21 protein-coding genes and 1 tRNA gene are annotated in these 22249 nt (G+C 44.1%); 3 read left to right on the top strand and 19 right to left on the bottom strand.

Going from position 1 to position 22249, the window contains the following annotated elements; all coding sequences use genetic code 11:
- The first annotated feature begins 662 nt into the window (after positions 1 to 662).
- The gene (gene ppdK, locus MSMAS_RS15460) at positions 663 to 3317 is read left to right on the top strand and encodes a pyruvate, phosphate dikinase (protein WP_048046787.1); all 2655 of its coding nucleotides are present in this window, start codon (positions 663 to 665) and stop codon (positions 3315 to 3317) included.
- Between the two features lie 536 nt (positions 3318 to 3853).
- Here the strand turns inward: ppdK and tnpA are convergent.
- On the bottom strand, positions 3854 to 4318 hold the full coding sequence (tnpA, locus tag MSMAS_RS15465; RefSeq protein WP_011033709.1) for an IS200/IS605-like element ISMma21 family transposase: 465 nt from the start codon (positions 4316 to 4318) through the stop codon (positions 3854 to 3856).
- Positions 4319 to 4947: 629 nt separating this feature from the next.
- On the opposite strand from tnpA, the gene MSMAS_RS15470 reads away from it, so the two are divergent.
- The gene (locus MSMAS_RS15470; protein ID WP_015412075.1) at positions 4948 to 5811 is read left to right on the top strand and encodes a hypothetical protein; all 864 of its coding nucleotides are present in this window, start codon (positions 4948 to 4950) and stop codon (positions 5809 to 5811) included.
- A 322-nt stretch (positions 5812 to 6133) separates the two neighbouring features.
- Positions 6134 to 6403: a hypothetical protein gene (locus MSMAS_RS15475; protein WP_137726699.1), complete on the top strand. Its 270-nt coding sequence runs from the start codon at positions 6134 to 6136 to the stop codon at positions 6401 to 6403.
- A 92-nt stretch (positions 6404 to 6495) separates the two neighbouring features.
- Here the strand turns inward: MSMAS_RS15475 and MSMAS_RS15480 are convergent, their stop codons facing one another.
- From MSMAS_RS15480 to MSMAS_RS15560, 18 genes are all read right to left on the bottom strand, one after another.
- Entirely contained in the window at positions 6496 to 7461 is a 966-nt protein-coding gene (locus MSMAS_RS15480; RefSeq protein WP_015412074.1) for a polyprenyl synthetase family protein, read from the bottom strand.
- Between the two features lie 35 nt (positions 7462 to 7496).
- Positions 7497 to 8840, bottom strand: a complete 1344-nt coding sequence (locus MSMAS_RS15485; protein ID WP_048046789.1) for an RNase J family beta-CASP ribonuclease — start codon at positions 8838 to 8840, stop codon at positions 7497 to 7499.
- Between the two features lie 1467 nt (positions 8841 to 10307).
- Positions 10308 to 11405 carry a type 2 isopentenyl-diphosphate Delta-isomerase gene (fni, locus tag MSMAS_RS15490; protein WP_015412072.1) on the bottom strand — a complete coding sequence of 366 codons (1098 nt, stop codon included), beginning with the start codon at positions 11403 to 11405 and terminating at the stop codon, positions 10308 to 10310.
- A 3-nt stretch (positions 11406 to 11408) separates the two neighbouring features.
- Positions 11409 to 12191, bottom strand: coding sequence for an isopentenyl phosphate kinase (locus MSMAS_RS15495; protein ID WP_011033703.1), 783 nt, complete (start codon positions 12189 to 12191; stop codon positions 11409 to 11411).
- 133 nt (positions 12192 to 12324) lie between these two features.
- Positions 12325 to 13230, bottom strand: coding sequence for a mevalonate kinase (locus MSMAS_RS15500; RefSeq protein ID WP_048036269.1), 906 nt, complete (start codon positions 13228 to 13230; stop codon positions 12325 to 12327).
- Between the two features lie 191 nt (positions 13231 to 13421).
- Entirely contained in the window at positions 13422 to 14225 is an 804-nt protein-coding gene (locus MSMAS_RS15505; RefSeq protein WP_011033701.1) for an MEMO1 family protein, read from the bottom strand.
- Between the two features lie 68 nt (positions 14226 to 14293).
- Positions 14294 to 15034, bottom strand: a complete 741-nt coding sequence (gene rpsB, locus MSMAS_RS15510; RefSeq protein ID WP_015412069.1) for a 30S ribosomal protein S2 — start codon at positions 15032 to 15034, stop codon at positions 14294 to 14296.
- 71 nt (positions 15035 to 15105) lie between these two features.
- Complete coding sequence (locus MSMAS_RS15515) at positions 15106 to 15288, bottom strand: DNA-directed RNA polymerase subunit K (RefSeq protein ID WP_048036261.1); 183 nt, start codon at positions 15286 to 15288, stop codon at positions 15106 to 15108.
- A 111-nt stretch (positions 15289 to 15399) separates the two neighbouring features.
- Positions 15400 to 15474 (bottom strand) — tRNA-Pro (locus MSMAS_RS15520).
- A complete protein-coding gene (locus tag MSMAS_RS15525) occupies positions 15475 to 15663 on the bottom strand; it encodes a DNA-directed RNA polymerase subunit N (RefSeq protein WP_011033698.1) in 189 nt (62 codons plus the stop codon).
- Between the two features lie 8 nt (positions 15664 to 15671).
- Positions 15672 to 16076: a 30S ribosomal protein S9 gene (locus MSMAS_RS15530; protein ID WP_011033697.1), complete on the bottom strand. Its 405-nt coding sequence runs from the start codon at positions 16074 to 16076 to the stop codon at positions 15672 to 15674.
- A 13-nt stretch (positions 16077 to 16089) separates the two neighbouring features.
- Positions 16090 to 16512 carry a 50S ribosomal protein L13 gene (locus tag MSMAS_RS15535; RefSeq protein WP_011033696.1) on the bottom strand — a complete coding sequence of 141 codons (423 nt, stop codon included), beginning with the start codon at positions 16510 to 16512 and terminating at the stop codon, positions 16090 to 16092.
- A 10-nt stretch (positions 16513 to 16522) separates the two neighbouring features.
- Positions 16523 to 16903: a 50S ribosomal protein L18e gene (locus MSMAS_RS15540; RefSeq protein WP_011033695.1), complete on the bottom strand. Its 381-nt coding sequence runs from the start codon at positions 16901 to 16903 to the stop codon at positions 16523 to 16525.
- 167 nt (positions 16904 to 17070) lie between these two features.
- Entirely contained in the window at positions 17071 to 17286 is a 216-nt protein-coding gene (locus tag MSMAS_RS19050) for a DUF2240 family protein (RefSeq protein WP_155395386.1), read from the bottom strand.
- Positions 17276 to 17641 carry a DUF2240 family protein gene (locus MSMAS_RS19055; RefSeq protein ID WP_155395387.1) on the bottom strand — a complete coding sequence of 122 codons (366 nt, stop codon included), beginning with the start codon at positions 17639 to 17641 and terminating at the stop codon, positions 17276 to 17278. The genes MSMAS_RS19050 and MSMAS_RS19055 overlap by 11 nt, the downstream gene beginning before the upstream one ends.
- A gap of 234 nt (positions 17642 to 17875) precedes the next feature.
- Positions 17876 to 19447, bottom strand: coding sequence for a phosphoglycerate dehydrogenase (gene serA, locus MSMAS_RS15550; RefSeq protein WP_015412066.1), 1572 nt, complete (start codon positions 19445 to 19447; stop codon positions 17876 to 17878).
- A 145-nt stretch (positions 19448 to 19592) separates the two neighbouring features.
- Entirely contained in the window at positions 19593 to 20462 is an 870-nt protein-coding gene (locus tag MSMAS_RS15555; protein ID WP_011033692.1) for an RPA family protein, read from the bottom strand.
- On the bottom strand, positions 20455 to 21816 hold the full coding sequence (locus MSMAS_RS15560; protein ID WP_011033691.1) for a Single-stranded DNA binding protein: 1362 nt from the start codon (positions 21814 to 21816) through the stop codon (positions 20455 to 20457). Before MSMAS_RS15560 ends, MSMAS_RS15555 begins: the two co-directional genes overlap by 8 nt.
- Positions 21817 to 22249: the final 433 nt, after the last annotated feature.

The raw sequence follows: 22249 nt of genomic DNA on the forward strand, positions 1-22249 counted from the left end.
ATACATAGGTTATAACGAAATTAAGGCAGTGAGGTATAAAATAAAGAGAAAGTGAGACCACAATTAAGCTTATATATTAAATGGACATTGCTGGCAACAATCAGATTAAGCTCTGATGATTAGTCAGTAACTGGACTACAATGACCTTAATTCGGAGAGGAGAAACACCGTCCAGCTTCTTAAAGTAAGAATTGTATACGTAAATATCTGTAATTGATAAGTCTGCTACAAGAGAAGTTATTTATTTTGAGCTGGCTTTTCTCTCCTTGACAACAGACCACTGCTCTAAATATATTAGAACAGTCTCAGGAATAAGAACTAAAATATCAGCACTTAAAGGGAAAATAAAATTCTCCTATTTTATTTTTATACATAGTTATTTACTATGATTGTTCTTCTGAATTTTACAGTTCACTTTAAGGTACTGTTATTTAGTAATCACATGTTTAGCTTAAATTCAGAAATATTTTAAATAGTGAAATTATGAGTAAATAAGATACACAGAGATTAATTAAATTAAGAAATCAAAGAATAAAGTACAGGGAAGTAAACCACAAGTTTATAATAATTAAATAGCCATTGTTGGCAACAACCGGACCTATGGTCTGGAAATAATTGACTTTAGCTCCGATTAATGATCTCGAATCCAGGGAGGAGAATCATTGTCCAAGTTCGTATATTTTTTTGGAAAAGATGTAACTGATGGAAAAAGTAGTATGAAAGACCTGCTTGGAGGTAAGGGTGCAAACCTTGCCGAGATGGCAAATCTTGGAGTTCCCGTACCACCAGGTTTTACGATCTCAACTGAAGTCTGTGTTCTTTATTTAAAGGAAGGAAAATATCCAGAAGAGGTTCTCAGACAGGTAGAAGAGGCGATCGATAAATTAGAAAAATTAAACGGCAAAAAGCTGGGAGATCCCGAAGATCCGCTGCTTGTTTCAGTAAGATCCGGAGCACGGGTGTCCATGCCAGGAATGATGGACACTGTTCTGAACCTTGGACTTACGGACAAATCCGTAATCGGGCTCGCAAATAAAGTCAATGACAAAAGATTCGCTTACGACTGCTACCGAAGATTCATCGCCATGTTTGGGGACGTGGTGCTCGGGGTTGAATTCAGAAAATTCGATTCCTTAATCGACGACAAGAAAAAGGAGCTTGGAGTCAAGTCCGACACAGACCTCGATTCAAAAGCTTTACAGGAATTGGCAGAGAGATTCAAGGAAGTAATCAAACTCGAAAAAGGATTTGAATTCCCACAGGATCCTAAAGTTCAGCTTCAGATGGCAATCAACGCTGTTTTTGATTCATGGAATAACCAGAGAGCCATCACCTACAGGAAGCTTAACGCTATTGATGACAGCTGGGGCACAGCCGTCAATGTACAGACAATGGTCTACGGTAACAGAGGGAACACCTCAGGTACAGGCGTTGCTTTTACCAGAAACCCGTCAACAGGTGAAAAGAAGTTTTTCGGAGAATACCTCATCAATGCACAGGGCGAAGATGTAGTTGCAGGAATAAGGACTCCCGACTTTATTGATACTCTCGGAAACAAAATTCCTGAAGCCTATGCCCAGCTTGTGGACATCTGCCAGAAACTTGAAGCCCATTTCAAGGACATGCAGGACATAGAGTTCACAATCCAGGAAGGAAAACTCTATATGCTGCAGACCAGGACCGGAAAGCGCACAGCTGCTGCCGCAGTAAAGATTGCGACCGAGATGGTGGCAGAAGGACTCATAGACAAAGAAACTGCTGTCAAAAGAGTTAATGCTGAACATATTGACCTTCTCCTGCACCCGAGAATTGACCCGAAAGCAAAACTCGAAGTAATAGCAAAAGGTCTCCCTGCATCACCAGGAGCCGCTGTCGGAAAGGTGGTCTTTACCGCTGAAGATGCAGAAGAGATGGCAGAAAACGGCGAGAAAACAATTCTTGTCCGTACCGAGACCTCACCTGAAGACATAGGTGGAATGGCAGCTGCACAGGGAGTTCTCACCGTGCGCGGAGGGATGACCTCTCATGCTGCAGTCGTAGGTAGAGGCATGGGTAAGCCGTGTGTTGTTGGTTGCGGAGAAATCTCAATCGACATGAAGAACGCCCTCTTTATGGTTAACGGTTTCACAATTAAAGAGCACGACTACATCACAATTGACGGAAGCGTTGGAAGCGTCATTATCGGAAAAGTAGACCTTATAGACGCAGAAATAAATGAGGACCTGAAAAAGCTCCTTATATGGGCTGACAAGATAAGGACTCTGGGAGTAAGGACAAACGCTGACAACCCGGCTGACGCAGCCCTCGCCCGCGAGCTCGGAGCAGAAGGTATCGGGCTTTGCAGGACAGAGCACATGTTCTTTGGCGAAGACAGGATCCCTGCAGTAAGGGAGATGATCATGGCCGAAGATGAAAAATCAAGGAAGAAAGCTCTCAAGAAACTGCTCCCAATGCAGAAAGAAGACTTCCTTGGAATCTTCCGCAGTATGGAAGGCCTGCCCGTAACCATCAGACTCCTTGACCCGCCTCTCCACGAATTCCTCCCGGACAAAGAAGAACTTGACGCAAAACTTAGAGAACTTGAAACATCGGGAGACTGCGGAAAGATCGATGGTGTAAAGAAAGTAATCCAGCGTGTAGTTTCACTTAAGGAACTCAACCCAATGCTCGGCCACAGGGGATGCAGGCTCGGAATTACCTATCCTGAAATATACAACATGCAGGTGCGTGCAATCATGGAGGCAGCCTGTGAACTTACTGCCGAGGGAATGGAAGTAGTTCCTGAAATCATGATTCCGCTTGTGGGCATTGTAAAAGAGCTCTCCCTCTCCAGAGAGGAAGTATGCAAGACTGCAGAAGCCGTAATGGCTGAGAAGGGCATGAAGATCGACTACAAGGTAGGGACCATGATCGAACTGCCCAGGGCTGCAATCGTCGCAGACCAGATCGCAAAAGAAGCTGACTTCTTCTCCTTCGGGACAAACGACCTGACACAGACAACCTTCGGGTTCAGCAGGGACGATGTGTCCAAGTTCGTGCCTATTTACCAGAAGGCAGGCATCCTTGAACACGACCCCTTTGCAGTCCTTGACCAGGAAGGCGTTGGCGAGATCATGAAGATAGGTATCTCAAAAGGCCGCTCCGTTAAACCCAAACTCAAGATGGGAATCTGTGGAGAACACGGAGGAGAGCCGAAATCCATTGCTTTTGCTCACGAAATAGGTATTGACTATGTGAGCTGCTCCCCTTACAGAGTGCCCATTGCAAGGCTTGTGGCTGCTCAGAGCACAATGGAAATGAGAGACGCAAAAAAATAAAGAAACTGAAATTTGAATTCCGGCAGGACTAAATCCTGCCTTCAACCTCTTTTTTAAAAAAGTTACTTTCTTGAGCGGAGCAAATCTATCTGTCGATCCGGATTTGAAAAGCTCGAAATGTCCTGATCCAAAAACCTCTCATCAAAAGGACATCTGCCATTGATCAATCCTATATTCGGCATGTCGGCATTAAATTCTGAGAATTTTTACTGATAGTGTTTTTCGAACATTACACAAATATGTGTTGTGTTTGAAACTGGTTAACATATAACCAAAATCTCACGACATATATAAACAATGAACCATTTTTGCAATAATGTTTTGTATCAGGGATAATGTGTTTCCCAGCAAAAACGTTATCAGTAAAAATGTTACGAAAAAAACAAGTTACCTGCCGAAAGCAGGATCAATTGAATGCAAAAGTGATTGTTACTGATAAAAAAGCTTGAGACAAAAGCAAAAATCAAATTGCGGGCGGCCACCCCACCCTAAAGGATGGGGTATGCTTCGGGCCGCCCGCCCGGTTGTTCTGGTAGTTAGAAATCATCAAGTTTTCTTTGCTCGGATCTCATGAATCTATACAATTGAGACTCTTCACTCGGTTTTCCTTGCGATTCTTTAATGTAATGCTTAATTGTATCAGCAGTTACGTTTCCAACGGATCGATAGAACTTTCCATTTGACCATAGACTTCCACCCCAATACTGTTTTTTAAGATCAGGATGGAGCTTGAACAGTCTGTAAGAACTGCCTCCTTTCAAATATTGAATTACCTCTGACAGAGAATTACTTGGATGGAATTCCAGAAACAAGTGAACATGATTGTCTACTACTTCCATTGCATGTATTTTGTAGCCATTTTTAGTGCAAATGTTACTGAAAATTAACTCGGAATCTTTTTTAATTCGCTTATTGTAGAATATACTGTATCGATACTTAGGCACCAACACGATGTGGTAGGTAATCTGACCATAGCCATGGCTAAAACTGTGTAATTCCAACTAATATCACATCCTAGCCATAGATGGCTGGCACCATCTGTGGCTATGGTGCCAAAAACAAGCTTATTTTACAAAAAAAGTAAGGATTTAGATATTTAAGGTGGAAAACGAAGAGGCGAGGGTTCACTTCATCCCCGACCTAAAGGACGGGGTATTCGTGACCCTCTGCGCTCCCGTAGTAATTAATGAAGAACACAATTAATGAAGAACACTCTTGTAAATATGACTGATAACATACTCGTTCGGCAGTATGTTATGACTTGATAAGGATTAATTGAAGTGTTAACATAAATGACTCGATATAATGATTTTATATTTTATATATCAATGCTCGAACACACGTCAAGGCAACATACTGTATTTATACCTTCTATCCAGACCATCAAACAATTACAGATTAAGAAATAGTTACAGACTTGATAGAATTATGACAAACAGATAGTTTAATGGAATTGAGAGAAGATTTATAAAGAATTAAGTAAGAGGAATTTATGGAGTTCAAATGTTCTTTCCAGATTCAGCCGAACTCCCTAAATATGCCCTGTTAGGCATGGTTAGGTTAGCTCTGCGTATATTTAAGCTTGCCTGATTTTGCTCTCCTAGGGTAAAACAACTTAGGAGTTAGACAAATGATTAAGAACAAAGTTATGATAGCCCTTCTTTTGGCCATGCTGGCTGGTATAACATTGATACCATCTGTGAGCGCGAGTGAAAACAATGAAATCAATGCAGAAGTGAATATGGATGATGCCCTCACTACAGAAGAAAAGATAATTAGTAGTATTCCTTCGAATCAAAACTCTGTAGAAAATATTACAAAAGCTAAAGAACTTTTAGAAAAAGTTAAAGCACAAAATATACAGGAAATTTCTGATTCAGTAAATAAATCTACAAGTGGAACACAAATAAAATCAGCAACCACTGTTACCCTAGGAACGGATAAAACACTTACTACTGCAGACATAGGAAACTCTGGAACCTCAACTTCGGGAGCAGTACCTAATTTTAAAGATGCTGACTATTCTACAAGTTATAGACGAGCTAGAGCATCGGTATTAATCGGCCCGGGAGGATACGGAACTGGTGGTGCTTGGGCATGGGTTGGAAAATCTATTTATGTGTCAGGTTCTGGCTCCCGATCAGCAAATATTAGAATGGCTGGGAACATAAAAGGTGAAACCAGCGCTTTCGCTGGTGGACAAAGTAATACAGATATAAATTTAATAGTAAAAGACACAACAACAGGAACTTCATACACTACTTCGATATACAGCCAATCAGCTGGAGGAGTGGGGGATTATATTGTCGATGAAAGTTTTAATGATGGAATTTCGGTAACTCTACAAGCGGGTCACTATTATAATATATACGTCTCAGTAGATGGGAGTACTGCAGTTTATTATGCAGGTGAAGCAGGATCTGATTTCGGCCCAGGGGACGGCGACGATGGAGGGCAAAAAGTCAGTTATTCTTCGATAGTAATTGATTTTTAATAGCTCAGCACTCTAAAAATAGAGCAGTCTCTGAACTATAAGCTTTCTCAGTAGTACGGAATTGCAAATTTCAGATTTCGTATTACAAGATATAATTTTTTGATTTTACAAATGTTTAAAATATAATACCAATATCAAAACATATCCATAAGAAAGCTGCTCCTAAAACCTGCGATTAAGTTTCAAATCTTGATTTTTAACAATCAATTGATTTTCTGAGTAGGAAAAATAGTTCTTAAGCCCCGGTGATGTGAAAATAAATTAGTTTTGGATGAACTCGAAAACAAAATTGTAAGCACCATAAATCGCTGTTCTTGTAGACATGGTTGATAAAATGAATGAACGCAGAAATGAAATATTAATAAAAATTATTCGATATGCTATTGCTGTTCCCTTTTTTTCTGGAGGAATAGTATTTATCTCTCAAGAAAAAATTCTCCCTGGTATACTCTCGATTTTGATCGGCATTATACTAACTCCTGCAATCGCAGATCCCATTGAAAGTAAATTGAATTTTTTATCGCTCAGTTTTCTCAGATTTATAGTTATACTTCTTCTATTAATGGCGATCAGTGCCACACTTTCACTGTAACAAAGCTACTTTAATCGTTAAATCAAAAGAAAATACAAAAAAAAGGGGATCAAAAAGAAATCGAAATGTAGATGAGCAAAATTAGCCCATCTTTAGTATTCTCGTGAGATCATATAGTCAGCAATCTGCAGGAGAAGGGTTTTTTCAGGACAGTCCCTGAGGACATCCAGTTTTTCTTTGCCTTCTTCTATATATGAAATTGCAAGGTTTTTCACATAATCGAGAGACCCGCATTCTGTAAGAGTCCTGACTGCCGCTTCGGTCTCTTCGAGAGTTGCTTCACCTTTTCCGAAAATATCCAGCTTCACGCCTTTCTCGAAAGCATTTATGACAATAAGGGTGTATTTTCCTTCCATAAGGTCGCTGCCCCTTACCTTTCCAAGAACTTCTTCAGGTGCGGTCATATCAAGGACGTCATCATACATCTGGAAGCCTATTCCTATGAGGCGTCCGTACTCGGATAAAGCCTCGGCAACTTCGTCAGAAGCCCCTCCTAAAAGGGCGCCGATTTTGGCTGCGGCTGCATAGAGGACAGAGGTCTTCTTTTCCACCATCTCAAGGTACTCGGATTCAGTAACCTTTTTCCGGGTTTCGAAATCCATATCGAGCCACTGGCCTTCGCAGATTTCGGTGCAGGTCTTTGAAAGGACATCCATGCACTTTAAAACCCTCACAGGCTCGTTTTCGACTTTTGAGAGGATTTCGAAGGCTTTGGAATAAAGGGTGTCGCCGGCAAGAATTGCTCCGGCTTCTCCCCATTTTACGTGAACTGCAGGCATTCCCCTGCGGATATCATCCCTATCCATAATGTCGTCATGGATCAGAGTGAAATTGTGCACAAGTTCCACCGCGACTGCTGCGGGCAAAACAGACCTGAGATTGGAACCGACAGCTTCAGCAGCCAGGATGAGGACTGCCGGACGAAGGCGCTTCCCACCGGCGTCCACGAGGTAACGGGAAGCTTTATACAGCTCTTCAGGCCGGGTTACCGGAAGCAATTCGTCGATTGCAGCATCAACATGGGAACTTCGATTTTTAATTTCATCAACAAGCGTCATAAGCATCACAAGAACACGGGATTTTCATTATAGAGTTACTCCTCTATATGTAACACTTCGCCATTTCTGAGAAGGTGTACGGTATCTCCGAGTACATACCCCGCATCTTCTGCCATTTCGATGTAATGCCCATGCATCTCCATGTCTCCATGAGCAGGAATCACATGTTCGGGATTCACCATGCGAAGAAGCTCCCAGTGGTCTTCCCTATAAGCGTGGCCTGATACATGGACATCATCATAGATCCTCCCGCCCTTCATCCTGAGTTTGGTCTCAAGGGCGTAGCGGTTAGCCTGAGTCATCGGGCTCGGGATTACATTTGCAGAGAAAATAATCCTGTCCCCGGGGTCAATAGTATACGGAGTTTCCCCGTTTGCGACCCTCACAAGAATGGAACCCGGCTCTCCCTGGTGTCCTGTGACGATAGGCAGGTATTTGTTTTTGCCTTCCTGCATGATGCGCTTAAATGCCCTGTCGACATCTTTTCTTGTACCGTAAATCTCAACATTCGAGGGAAGATCAAGATAACCGATGTCCCTGGCAGCACCCACATAGCGTTCCATGGAGCGGCCCATAAGCACAGGAATTCTGCCCATCTCTTCGGCAGCCTCGATAATCGCTTTAAGCCTGGCAATATGGGAAGCAAAGGTTGTAACAATCATCCCGACACCTGATTCCTCAGTTCCGAGCAGGACATCCCTTACCATGTCTTTTGCTATCTGTTCCGAGGGAGTCTTGCCTGAGCGCCCGGCATTAGTGCTCTCCGTGATCATTGCAATAACCCCTTCCTTCCCGAGGGATTTGAAGCGGTCAAAGTCAGGAGCTTCTCCCATTGTCGGAGTCCTGTCCAGCTTGAAGTCACAGGCATACAGGACAGCACCTGCCGGAGTGTGTACGGCTGCAAGTACACAGTCGATAATGCTGTGCTGGACCCTGATGAACTCTATGGAAATATCTTCCGTAACCTGGTAGGTCCCGCCTGCCTGCAGAGGGATAACCCTGTTGCAAACCTCAAACTTACGCTCGGACTCTATCTGCTGCCTGATAATAGCTGCAGTATAGGGGGTAGCAAGTATAGGGGCGTTATACCTGTGGGCAAGCTTCGGAATCGCACCTATATGGTCAAGGTGCCCGTGAGTACAGACGATCGCCCTCACAGTCCCGTTGATTTCTTTCATGATAGTATCATCAGGAATTGCACCCATCTCGATCAGTTCAAGAGAATGCATTTTGTCAATCTCAACGTCCTCATGGATCTGGACCCTGTCGAGCCTGAGCCCCATATCAAGAATGACAATATCTTCACCTATAATTATGGCAGTCATATTGCGGCCCATTTCATTATAGCCGCCGACTGCAACAATACCTATTTCAGTCATATTTTTTAACCTCTTATTTAATTTGAATATCTTATCCTTGTAAAAACCGAAACCTCAAAAACAGATTCGGTGACGGTCTTATACCAATGAGCATGAATGTAAACGCGTGATGCAAAAGCATGGAATAATAATGGAAATTATGATATGGAATCATCTTTTTAGAAAAGTCACTTCTAAAATTTACTTCATATACCCTTAAAGAAGTCCCCTCCTTGATCAGGTGCATCAGGCTGCATTTCCTAGCAGAAGAATACACTTTAAATATATATTTGTTTCAGTATACAAATATTTTAACCTGCCTGAAACTTTGGAAACTATTTACTATCCTGTCCTTACTGTCCTGTTCTCATGTAGCCAGGATTCTCAGGGGAATCTCCAGAACCTTCAGGAAAATATGTCCTGATTCTGCCCTGTACTCTTTCAGAATCTTTCCCTGGTAACAACTATTCTCAAAAAGCCTGTTTCCAGACAGCTTCAGATTAAGGGTAAACTTCTATATTTAAATGACTTTGCTAAACTATTTTGTATATTCCAGCGGTTTATTATTCCACATTCCAGGAGCTTATTCCACTTCAACATTTTATTTTTTTATAAAATGTTTTATATTTATTACAACGCATATTAAATTTATCATAAATTGATTTATATCCAGCATAAAACATTTTAAAGTTATTATAAATTGAGTTATACTTATTACAAAACATTTTAATTTTAGATTAATTCATTCATTCATTAATTCATTCATTCATTCATTAATTCATTCATTCATTTTTATTCCAATAACTTTCTTTATACTTCTGATCATTTCCTTTTACGCAAGTATTCTCCTGATTCAGCACGAAATTAAAGTAACTATCTGCTGAATGATTTTTGCAATTGATTTTTATTTCGGTTAATTTGCGAATGGTTCCTGATTCAGTAAATGTGAGAAGTGACTCTTGATATTAATTCCTTAAATGATAGCTGAGGGATTATTTGAGGGAATTAATCTCTAATAGAGGCCTTACAGGACTAATTATTTGAATTAATCCCATAATCGATGATTTTTAAGGAGCAGTTTTCAGGGGAAAATAGCCCCGGTTAACATTTCTAAGGTTTTTATCCCGGGAAATTTATATCCAGCTGAGGATTTCATTACATAAACCTTAAAAAAGGCATTCTTTTACTCTTCCGGTATACTAAGGGGAAACAAAGCTAATTACTTTTTCCCTTATTAAATTATAAACCAGCCATTTTTGCATCAATACTGAATTAGTCCCGAATCAGCCTGACCGGTCCAGGCAAATCCTGGCTGATTTTATCTATTTTATTTTGAGACATTACTGCCATTTTACCTATAAACGTTATCATAGAATAATCTGTAATCTAGTAAAACTGTAATTGAATAATTTGTGATCGGATAAATCTGTTTTGGGTCATACGGGATATGATAAAGGAAGGGATAAGTGTTTTTTCCTGTTCCTTAAATTAAAGAGCGTTCCCCGGTAAAGAAAGGTCTTTTACATTAAAACCGCGCTGTTCAAGGTATTCGCGTGTCCACCCTGTAACGACAACCGGGGAGTTATGCAGGTCCTTTATATTTCCACAGCCACAGAGAAACATCGCAGCTTTGAATTCTTCAAGCATGCAGGAAAGCACTCTGACAACCGATTCTTTCCCTTCAAGGGAAGGCCCTACAAACGGCAGGGCAGCACTTGCCGCACTGGCTCCGAGAGCGACGGACTTTGCAATGTCAAGCCCGTTTCTTATGCCGCCGGTTGCGATTAGGGGGAGAGAAACCCTTGACTCTATCAGGCTGGCAACAGTAGGAATTCCGAAGTCCCAGAAAAGTTCCCCGAGGCGTTCGGAAACCGAATCCCTGCTTTCTTTTGCCCTGTAAACCTCAACCCCTGCCCAGCTTGTGCCGCCAGCTCCTCCGACATCAATTGCAGAGACTCCTGCTTTCTGGAAGAGAAGAGCGTCTTCCCTGGAAATGCCTGCTCCCGTTTCTTTCACGATCACCGGGGTTTTGATCTGGGAACATATTTCAGTGATCATATCCAGGCAGCCGGTAGCATCCCTGTCGCCCTCGGGCTGGACTGCTTCCTGAAGGAAATTTAGGTGAATTGCAAGGGCATCAGCGTCGATCATTTCAATGAGTTTTTCGACCCCTTCAACACCGTACTGGCGGATCTGGGCAGCTCCGACGTTTCCGTAGACAAAAGCATCAGGTGCTTCATCCCTGACAACCCTGAATGAGTCTTCCTGAGAAGGGTCGTCAATTGCAGCCCTCTGGCTTCCTACCCCTATTCCGACTCCCAGTTCTTCGGCTGCAGCCGCAAGTGCAGCATTTACAGGGATAGTATCAGGGTGCCCTCCTGTAATTGATGCAATTAAAAACGGAGCTTTAATGCGTTTTCCAAGAAAATCCACAGAGAGGTCAAGCTCATCCATATTTAATTCCGGAAGCGCCCTGTGAATGAGGGTTACATCTTCAAAGCCAGCACTGACCTGCCTGGCCTCAACCGGGCTTTCAGCGCAGAGCTTAAGGTGTTCTATCTTTCGCCTGGAGGTGGTGTTAATCATGCTTCATACCCTTTTATCCGGACTGATCCTGGTCCCTATGGATTCCCCATTCAAGAACCTGTAAATATTATCCGCTTTTCCTGCATTGAATATATAGGAGGTGATACTAGAATTTTTGCTGAGTTCAAGGAGTTCCAGAACCTTCCCAAGCATCCCGCCTGTAACATCAGTACTTCCCGAACCTCCGATGCAGTGTCTAAATTCCTCAAACGTTTCGGGAGTTATTTCAGGCACCGGTTTTCCTTCCATATCAAGCACTCCGTCCTCAGCCGAACCCAGGCCGAGCCTGGAAATCCCGAGTTCCTTTGCCAGATAGGGAACAATCTGGTCCCCGGAAAGGATGCAGGTCCCCAGTTCTATGTCCATAGCAACATCCCCATGAAGTACAGGGACAAGGCCCTTTTCGAGCATGAGTTTTATGCTGTCAAGGTACATGGTCTCTATCCTCCCGTTTCTGCACACGGCACAGTCCATTGGGTGCACGGCAATAGCCCTGACTCCGAAACTGTTCAGGGCACCCACTACTTTTGAAGCGAGTTTTTTCACGGATTCATGGGTTACGATCGCCCCTTCGGGATCAAATGTCCTGTCAAGCCCGTATTTTTTGGCATAGGTGTGCCCGAAAGACCCGGCTCCGTGGACCACAATCATTTTTCCCCTGAAGCCTGAAACTTCCTGCGCAATCCTGAGAAGGTCAGCCTCTTTTACAACCCCTTCATACGCACCTTTGTCTGTAATGGCGCTGCCTCCGAGTTTAAGGATAACAGGTTCGTTTGAAGCATTCATATTATCACTTGACACCTTTTTATAAATAACTCTCAATTATAGTCAGATATCATGATTTCTGCAACAATAATGATGAAAAGATGGGAATAAAAGCAATCTTATTTTACAGGAAAAACCTTCCGATTAATCCGGCTCAATCGACCTTCAACCCCTGTTCCGTAGGTTTTGTAATGGTCACTTTGCCCCCCGCACCTGCAATGGCTTCCGCTACCTGATTACATTTCTCCGGTGCAGTTAGCGCAACCATACAACCACCGCCTCCCGCTCCAGTAATTTTTGCCCCGAAAGCTCCTGCTGCCCTTGCAGAATAGATAAGCTGTGAAAGCTCAAGGATATTAACTCCAAGTGCATCAAGCAGTCCCTGATTTACATTCATAAGCCTGCCAATAGAAGCATAGTCCCCGGAAAGTACAAGTTGCTCACCGATTCTGGAGATTTTGCCAATAGAAGTCATAAGAGGTTCGATAAGATCAGGGTAACTTTCGCGGAGCTGCCTGACGTTTGCCACAAGCTCTTTTGTAGAAGAAAAAACTCCGGTGTCCCCTATAACAATTCCACAGTCAGGAGTCTTAAGCTTTCTCCTTTCAGGGATGGTAACGACTCCTCCGAAAGTAGAAACATAGGTGTCAGTAGGGCTCGCTGCACCCTGAACTTTTATCTCAATTTCATGCCCCAGTTTCGCAATTTCCTGAAGCGAAAGCCCGAATCCGAAAAGTTCGTTGAGAGCTCCTATGCTTGCAATCGTAACAGCAGCAGATGAGCCGAGCCCTGACCCAACAGGAATGTCGGAATCAACAGTTAAAAAAACACCATTTATGGGGATAGATTTTCTCATTTTTTCAATCACTGCAGAGACATAGGGATGTTTTTCAAAATCAAGACCTGTCCTGCCGATCTGAGACTGGATAGTTATGGAGTCATTTAACTCCGCCCGCACCCGGGTCCTTAACTCTACTGCACACGCTATTGCGGTTTCTCCGTAAACAACCGCATGTTCTCCGAAAAGATAGATTTTCCCGGGCGCAGAACATGAAACCATATTATTCCTCAACAGTTTTTCAATTTTGCTGAATTTGAGCACGTTAAGTAATTAACCTTACCCCTGAACGGGTATCTATGAGTAAAAGTAAAAATAGTATAAAAAAACCTATCCCTGCCCGCCTTTATCCCGGAATTATTCTGACAATCAAAATTTCCCCTGTTTTTCCTGAACCTGCTGGCATTTTTCAGTTATTCCACAATAATTGCAGCGTACCCGACAACAGCGTCCTTATCCCCGGAAACATCGCCACTATTTGCGTATTTGAGCAGAGTAGCCCGTGACCCACCGAGTTTTTTGGAAGCAGTAAGCATTGCAGTAATGGGCCCGTATCCGCAGACAGAAGCATTTCTTCTGTAAAGCCTGTCATACATGCCTGAAATATCAAAATTCAGAATAGAGTCTATGACCTCGGAATCTATCTCCTTTGCACGTTCGGCAGTCTCGTAGTGAGTAAAATCACTGGACGCTATTATGACTGCACGTTTACCACTTTCGGAAATAAGGTCGGCAAGAAGGTTTCCGACCTCAACTGCAGTTTCTTCATCCTGCATGCCCATGCAGATAGGAAGGATTTTAAAATCCCGCTCGAAGCGGTACTGAAGGAAAGGAAGCTGGACTTCAATAGAATGTTCGTATTTATGCCCGAGTTCATCCGCATCAACGATACTTCCGAGAAATCCATCGGCGAGTTCGAGGTCAACATCAATATTTCCAAGTGGGGTTTTCCACGTTTCCCTGGATACTGATACTGGTGAACCATAACCGGTATGGTTGGGACCAAAAATAACATAGGTATCGGCTTCAGGAAGAGTCGCATAAACATGTGCAGCCACTTTCCCGGAATACATATACCCGGCATGCGGGCAAACAGCTCCCAGGACTTCCTGTTCCCGGATCTCAAGTCCTTCGAAACACCGTTTAAGTTCGTTTTCCAGATTTTCACAACGCAGGGGATAGAACTGCCCTGCAACTGCTGGCTGTCTCATTTCCAATCACCCATAATATAAGATATGGGCAATTTTTATAAACCCTTGCAGTATGCAGGACGGATGCCCCGAAATTAGAGCGGAGTTTCGAAATCTGTCATCTCGTAATTGAAGGGAGTGTTATTGAGTCTGGAAACTTCCCTTGCAAGCAGCCAGTAAACAAGAGAAAGTGCTTTTCTACCCTTGTTATTGGTCGGAATCACAAGGTCCACATTTGAGGTCAGGTTGTTGGTGTCACAGAGTGCTATAACCGGTACTCCAATGCTTGAAGCTTCCTTCAGGACCTGGGCATCTCCTGCCGGGTCGGTTACGATAATAACATCCGGCTCAAAGAAACCGTGGATCTGAGGGTTTGTAAGGGAACCCGGGATAAACCTTCCGAGCATTGCTCTTGTGCCAAGTGCCCTTGAGAACATTCTTGCAGGGTGCTGACCATACTGCCTTGAAGATACCACAAGGATTCTGGAAGGATCGTAGTGAGAAAGCAGTTTTGATGCAACTCTGATCCTTTCGTCTGTTGACTGGATATCAAGAACGTATAACCCATCAGTTCTGACCCTGTATACGAAGCGCATCATATCCTGAGTCTTCTGCTGGGTTCCGATGTGAACACCTGCTGCAAGGTATTCGTCAATAGATACAAGGGATGTGGACCCTTCTTTAGCGGAAGCTGCTTCGTCGTCAGCTACAGGTACAGATTCGGTCTTTACTGCGGCTTCCTTTTCAGGTGCAGGTTTTGCTTCAGCCACGACATTCTCTTCAGGCAAAGGCTGTGCTCCGGTTTCCTCCTGCCCTGTCTGCTCAATTTCCTCCATAAAGTCACCTCATAATATATAGAATCAACAATAAAATTCATTCAGCGTCTGAAAGTATCCCAATTACGTTTTTAGCTTTTTTTACGTTTAACCGTTATAGGAATAACTCCGGCCTTCAACTCTTCAATGGCTACACCCAGGGGGTCCAGCCGCCCGTCATCTTCAACCAGGACAGGAGCCCCCATTGCAATCTGCAATGCTCTTGCACCTACAATTCGTGCACGCTCGAACCGGGTATAATTTTCCTTGACCAACAGATCACCCTTAAACTTAAAAACGCTCCGATGAGTTCCGATAATCGAGAAGCATGATAAATTTGACATATTCAGTACACACCTTAAAACCAGTACCCTTGAAAGGGAAAATGGGACCGCTGAGATTCGAACTCAGGTTCCGGCGTCCCGAACGCCGAAGGATGGACCAAGCTACCCTACGGTCCCTTACTGGTACGGTGAAAGCACGTCAATAAGTTCGACATGGCTGAGGAACATTCTGCGGCAGCAGTAGCGGGTGATCCCGAGATCATCCAGCACTGCAGCAGCGTCTTCGCCATCGGTGACGCGTCTTTTGTACTCATCCCAATAGTTAGAGATTACTTTTCCACATGAGAAACATCGGACTGGGATCATAACTTTCCTTACCTGTAAGATTTCTGATATTTAGACCTAGCTCCAGGTCCACCAAAGTTTTTGGCTTCTTTCTGCCTGGAATCGCTTACAAGTAAATTGCGGTCGTAGGCTGCAAAGTTGTCTCTGATGGTTGTGTCGTTTGTCCATTCCACAATACCACGAGCAACTGCAGTCCTTACTGCATTAGCCTGCCCAACGATTCCGCCGCCGCGCACATCAACATTGATGTCGAGTCCGGAAACAACATCCTTTCCTGCAATAAGCAGAGGCTCTGAGATTTTCATCATTGCAAGCTCAGGAGTATAGAGCTCGAGCGGAATTTTGTTGATCCTGACCTTACCGGTACCTTTCATAACTGTTGCACGTGCAGTTGCAGTCTTGTGCTTTCCAGATGAATTAATTACTTTGACCATGAGGACTCACCCATTAGAACTTTGAACCCATTTTCTGGCTCACTTCACCAAGCTCTACGTACTTGTTAGAACTCAGAAGCCTCATGTCGGCATCTGCGATGGTGGTTGTCTCAGCGCCCTTAAGTTCGTAGGGGACACCTACATAGACTTTGAGCCTGGACATTGCGTCTCTGCCTCTTGCTCTCTTATAGGGCAGCATGCCACGAATAGTCCTCTTCAGAATGCGGTCCGGACGCTTCGGGAAGTAAGGCCCGAATTCCGTTGCACCCCTATCCCGGGTTTCCCGGTATTCTCTGAGAGTGGCTGCCCTTGAGCCAGAAATGATGGCTTTTTCGGCATTTATGATATAAACCTTTTCGTCTCCTGAAAGCAACTGTTTTGCAACTGAACTTGCAAGACGCCCCAGAATAAGCCCTTTTGCATCGATAACCGTCATCTTCGTCACCTCAGCGGAATATCCGGATACCGGACCCTTTTGGATTTGCTTCCATGATCTCTTCAACACTCAGGCACTTGCCGCCGGCTTCAGTGATCTTTTCAACAGCAGATTCGCTGAATGTTACAGCCGCAACGGTAACAGGATGATCAAGAAGACCTGCACCCAGAACCTTACCAGGGACAAGCAGGACATCATTCTCAGCAGTGTGCCTGTTGATCTTGCTTATATTCACAGCCGCATAGTTTCTGGACGGCGCCTCAAGACGTTTCGCAATATCCTTCCAGATCGGGGCAGAATCTACATTTGCCCTATCTTTCAGGGTAAGAATCAGGGAAACGATTCTTGGATTCGTTTTTCTTGTTAGTTTTACCAGTGATTTTTTACCCAATGTATGTTCCTCCGCAAGATTTATTGAATCTCACTCACGCGGAAAAAATCCCTATCGCGTTCGAACATCGCATGACTGCCGCAGCTCAGAAGCCTGAGGCAGTAAATTAAATATCAAGCGAGTAGTCGGATTGGTATGATGTGAATAACATTTCTAGTACATAAAGATTATGCGTAATCGGAAAAGCCAAGAACAGTTCTGGAAACCTTTTCGTGTATCCTTTCTATATTGCATCCGAACTTCTTTGCCACAATAAGTGCAACTACCCTGATATCCACAAGATAAGAGAGGCGTTCCTGCATGGAATTGATCTCGGAGACAAGCCTCTGTTTGTTTATTCCGGCATCTGCGGAAATAAAATCGAGGATCTGTTCAAAGGAAATTTCTTCCCTGTTGCGGACGTATGGAACTGTTGTGTGAGTCCAATATTTCTACAGTTACTTCATGGGTCCCTGCACTTACGGGTTTTCCGGGTTTTTCTTTGAGCTCAAGAAAATTCTCAGGAGGCTTGAAAGCATGAGGGAGCCGGACACTTTCAACATCAAAACAGGGCACAATTACACCTTCCTTCATGGAAAGCAGCCCTGATTCAAGGGCACGTGCCTTCACTTCGGAAGCTATTTTCGGAGAAAACCATTTCAGGTCGAAAGCGAGGGAAAACTCGAAGTCCTTTTCCGTAAGGGAAGCTGCAAGATTTTTCTTAAAAGGAGCTGAAACAACGTGTTTAAGTTCTTCCATTAATGAGCCTCGAAAAACAACTGGCAACTTCAGTATAGTGATATTATAGTAATGTAGTAGTATGCAGCAGTACGCAGCCTTTCCGGAATAGTAGTATGTAGCCCCTTTTTGAGTGCAGTTTAAGATTCGGAAAAATTCCGGGAAAAAGTAAAAGTCTCCGGCACAGACTCATTAAACCCGTACCGGAATGAAGCATTTTTCTGGAATTATCCTTACTGCATTTTCTCAATGGATTCAGAGGGTTACAAGCTTGGCATTAAGGATGCCCGGAACCTGCCTGACCTCATCAAGGATAGCATCGGAAACATCGGTGTCGACATTAAGAACCATCATGGTCACGCCTCCGACTTCCGACCTGCCAACCTGCATGCCTGAAATGTTGATATTGTTTTTCCCAAGGACCATGCAACAGGGACCGATAACGTTCGGTTTGTTTATATGTTTGGCAAAAATCATACGACCAGCCGGGAAGATATCTACCTTGTCATCATCGATGGAAACTATCTTGGGCTCATCCCCAACAACGGTTCCTGCGACCATTTTTGTAGATTCTCCGCTGGAGAGCCTGATACTGACAGTGGAAGAATACTCTTCCGCAGATTCAGACTTGCTTTCTACCACTGCGATTTTTCTGGACTTCGCAAGGATTGGAGCGTTGACATAATTTACCCCGGACCCAACAGCCATTTCAAGCAGCCCTTTGAGAGCAGAAACTGTAAGTGGTCTGGTATCTTTTCCGGAGATTTCCCCGTTGTATGCAATTTCTACCTTTTCATAATTGCTGTCCACAAGCTGCCCTGCAATTTTGCCCATGAGTTCTGAAAGCCTTATATACGGGGCAAGGACTGCCATAGCTTCAGGCTTTACGGAGGGGATATTGATTGCGTTCTTTGCAGACCCGCCTGTAAGGACGGAAACAACTTCCTTTGCAATGTCGATTGCAACATTAACCTGAGCTTCCTGTGTAGAGGCACCGAGGTGGGGAGTTACGATAACATTGTCAAAGTTAAGAAGAGGGCTGGAGAAAGGAGGCTCTTCGACAAAAACGTCAATGGCTGCGCCGCCTACCTTGCCGCTTTCAAGGGCTCTTGCAAGGGCTTCTTCGTTGATAATGCCTCCGCGGGCGCAGTTAAGAACCCGGACTCCTTTCTTCATAAGGGCGAACTGCTCGTCGTCAAGAATGTTTCTGGTTTCCTTGATAAGTGGGGTATGTACTGTTATGTAGTCAGCCTCTTTTGCGATTTCGTTAACTGTAGCCAGCTTGACTCCAAGTTCCATAGCCCGCTTCTCGGAGATGAAGGGGTCATATCCCATGAGGTTCATTTCAAGCCCTGCAGCTCTCTTTGCGACTTCAGACCCAATTCTTCCGAGACCTATAACTCCCAGGGTCTTTCCCTTGACCTCAACGCCCATGAACTTATTGCGCTTCCATTCCCTGGCTTTCAGGGAAGCGTTGGCCTGAGGGATATTCCTCGACATTGACATCATCATGGCAATTGTGTGCTCTGCTGCCGAGATCATGTTCCCTTCGGGAGCGTTGGCCACGATGATACCTTTCTTTGTGGCTGCATCCACATCCACATTGTCGACTCCGACCCCTGCCCTTCCGATAATCTTCAGGTTGTCAGCAGCCTCGATTATTCTCTGAGTAACCTGGGTACCGCTGCGTATTACAAGGGCGTCGTAGCCTTTGATCTTTTCCACCAGCTCATCTTCACAGAGCCCGGTGCAGACATCAATATCAAAATGTTCTTTTAGGATCTCCAACCCTTCGTTGGAGAGTGAGTCGCTGACCAATACTTTCATGTCAATTTCTCCAGATAAATACGATAAACATGAGATGCTAAATTTTAACAAAGAATACCAATCAACTTAATCACACTTAAGCGTTATCACATGTTTTTAGACCTGAATTCTTCACTTCTAAAGCCTGTAAAGTCTTTTCTCCAGGTTAACCTACAAGCCTTATGATACCTATTTTCGGCTCGTAGCACTGCCCCCCTGCAAGAAGAGAGCGGACGACTTCTTCCACCAGCTCCTCGGGTATACCTCTTGAAACTGCAGCGTCTACAAAAGCGGAATAATCAATTCCTTTGCCTCCTCCCATTTCCCTGAGCAGTTCAAGTACAAACTCTTTCTGGTCAGCCTTGGCTTCTTCATTATCTTCGGATTCAAGATTAAGAGATTTAAGCCCTTCCCGAATAGAAGCCTTTAGCTGCTTTGCAAATTCCTGCGGGGCTCGTTCCCTTTCAAGGGCAATGGAAATCCCTTCGGCAAGCTCTTCGGAAATCCCCCTCTCTAGCAGGCATTCCCCGAGTATTTCTCCGCGGTATCCGCTTGCAAGTGCATCAGAAAAAGCCTCAAGCCTGTCAGTGGTCTGCTCCGCGGTATCAACAACCCACCTGTTGCGTATCTCTTCATCCACTACATTCGCTTCTTCTGCCCTGATAGAAACAAAAACCGAGCCTGGTTCAGGTTCGTAAATCCGGGCTTTTCCCGTGAGTGCTATGAAAGCAGGTACCTGGACCGTTGAAAAGAAGATAGAAGCATCAGGCTGGAACTGCCCTGCATATACCGTAAAAGCCCCTGTAGGATCAACTATCCTGGCTTTCCACATTTCGTTCTGCAAGCCTATGCTGTCAAGTTCCGTAAGCACTCCGACTGCAAAAACGCGGTTGAGAATAAGACCAAGAGGGCTGATAAGAAGGTTTGGGGATTTTGAGTCGGCTGTTTCGGACGCAGGTCTTTCGGATTTATCAAGTTCCCTGCAGGCTTCAAATTCCTTTGCAAAAACCCTCTTTGCAATTTCACGTTTAAGCAAAGCTTATCCCTTCCCTGGAAACTTCTGAGCTCTGTTCTCCTTCATCCGGCCCGAGCCTGCGCAGCAGTTCAACAACCCTGACAGCAAGATCATCTTCAGGCACCCAGGCATTTTCCGCAACAAAAGAGGCTCCATATTCTCCATTTGAGGAATTCCCGCGAACTGCCAGGTAGCGGCCTGTAAGGAAACGCCTGAGGTCTTCGTAAACAGCGTCTTTAGAAATGTCGGAAAACATTAGCTGTTCAGCTTCTTCAAGTGTCTTCCCGTATATAATTTCTGCGAGTTCCCTTGGAAACATAACCGACATCGCCCCTGTACCGTCGTCCAGAACGGCTTTAATCCGCATATCCCTTATGCCCTCCACCCTGCCGTGCACCCTGCAGTTTGATTTTTGAATGACACGGCTGCATTCGGGACATCGTGAAATTATCCCCGAGCCCGGCCTGACGGAGACGATATTACCTGCAGTAACCACATCGAACATGCTGTCCCTTGAGGCTATTTCTTCAATTTTTATAGGGGAAGGGTCTTTTGAAGAGGATTCGAAAGTAAAGGCAAGCTTTTCAGCTTCTTCAGCAGGTACTGGAGAGATTCTGGTGCTGCTTATAAAATTAATAGAAGGCATGCCTCTGAACATGCGGATCTGGGCTCCTTCTATCCTGATTATGCTCCCAATATCAATTCCGGGGAGTTCAACCCAGGCGGTGAAAGGCAGCCTGGCAGTCTCATCCGCGAGCACACCAGAAATTACTTTTGATTGCTTGCCCCTGACAGGGACTTCCCTGTGGGAAAGCTGGAGTACACAGGCTGTGGTGCTTACAGAAAAGTCCGCAGAGCCTATTTCAATTAGTTTCTTTAAAGGGGTTTTAGAAAGTTCGGATAGCCCTGGAAGGGAAGAGTCGGAAACCCCGGATACCAGGGACTGTTCCCCGATAGAGAGCCTGATCCTGTTCTGCCAGAGGCGGGTATAGGCATTTTTGATATTAATTACATCCCCGATAGAGCCCGGAAGTTCTTTCCAGGAAGAAAACATGACAGAACCCGTTTCGTCTGCAAGGATCCCTGTATACAGTTTTGAAGGCCCGTCCTGAACTCCTTCCTGAGGGCGGAGTGCTTTTTCTCCCATGTCAAGGATCCTGCCCGTTATTTCAAAATTCTTAAGGGAAGCTGAAAGGTCCTTTACTTTCAGGATTTTCCTTTTCCCACCAAACTTGCGGAGTATAGTCTCCTTTGCAACCTCAGGCGAAACGCGAAAAGCAAGAAGCTTATAAAATTCTGCCCTTATGCCGGTTTTTTCAAGATCTCCAAGCGCCCTGGTTAGCTCTTCAAGATGGGGCGCAATTTTCTCGTCCATTTTAAGCCTCCATTTCAGACAATAATAAAACAATTCAGATATAAGGTTTTTAGGTTTTAAGGATTTTAGATTTCAAGAGTTTTAACCTTTAATCTGGAGCTGTTTTAGCCTTTAATCTGAAGCTCCGGTTTTGTAAGTTGCCCCCGGCAGCCGCCTGATCCAGACCAGCAAGCTATTTTAGTCTTTCAACCCCAGCTTTTCAAGAATAATTGTTCAGAATTTAGAGTCCCAAAAATATATCATTTCAAACGAATCTTTTTTCTAATAAAATATTGAAAGAATAATCTCTGAAAAATAAACGTGATTCATTTATGAAAAATAGATAAGACCCTTTCCTGGAAAAAGGATGAAATGAGAAAAATAGAAGATTAAAGGCTTTTAAAAAGATAAGATAAAACAAAGAGATTGTAAAGAAATGGAAGAGTAAAAGGGG

The organism is Methanosarcina mazei S-6 (genome assembly GCF_000970205.1).
Lineage (GTDB): Archaea > Halobacteriota > Methanosarcinia > Methanosarcinales > Methanosarcinaceae > Methanosarcina > Methanosarcina mazei.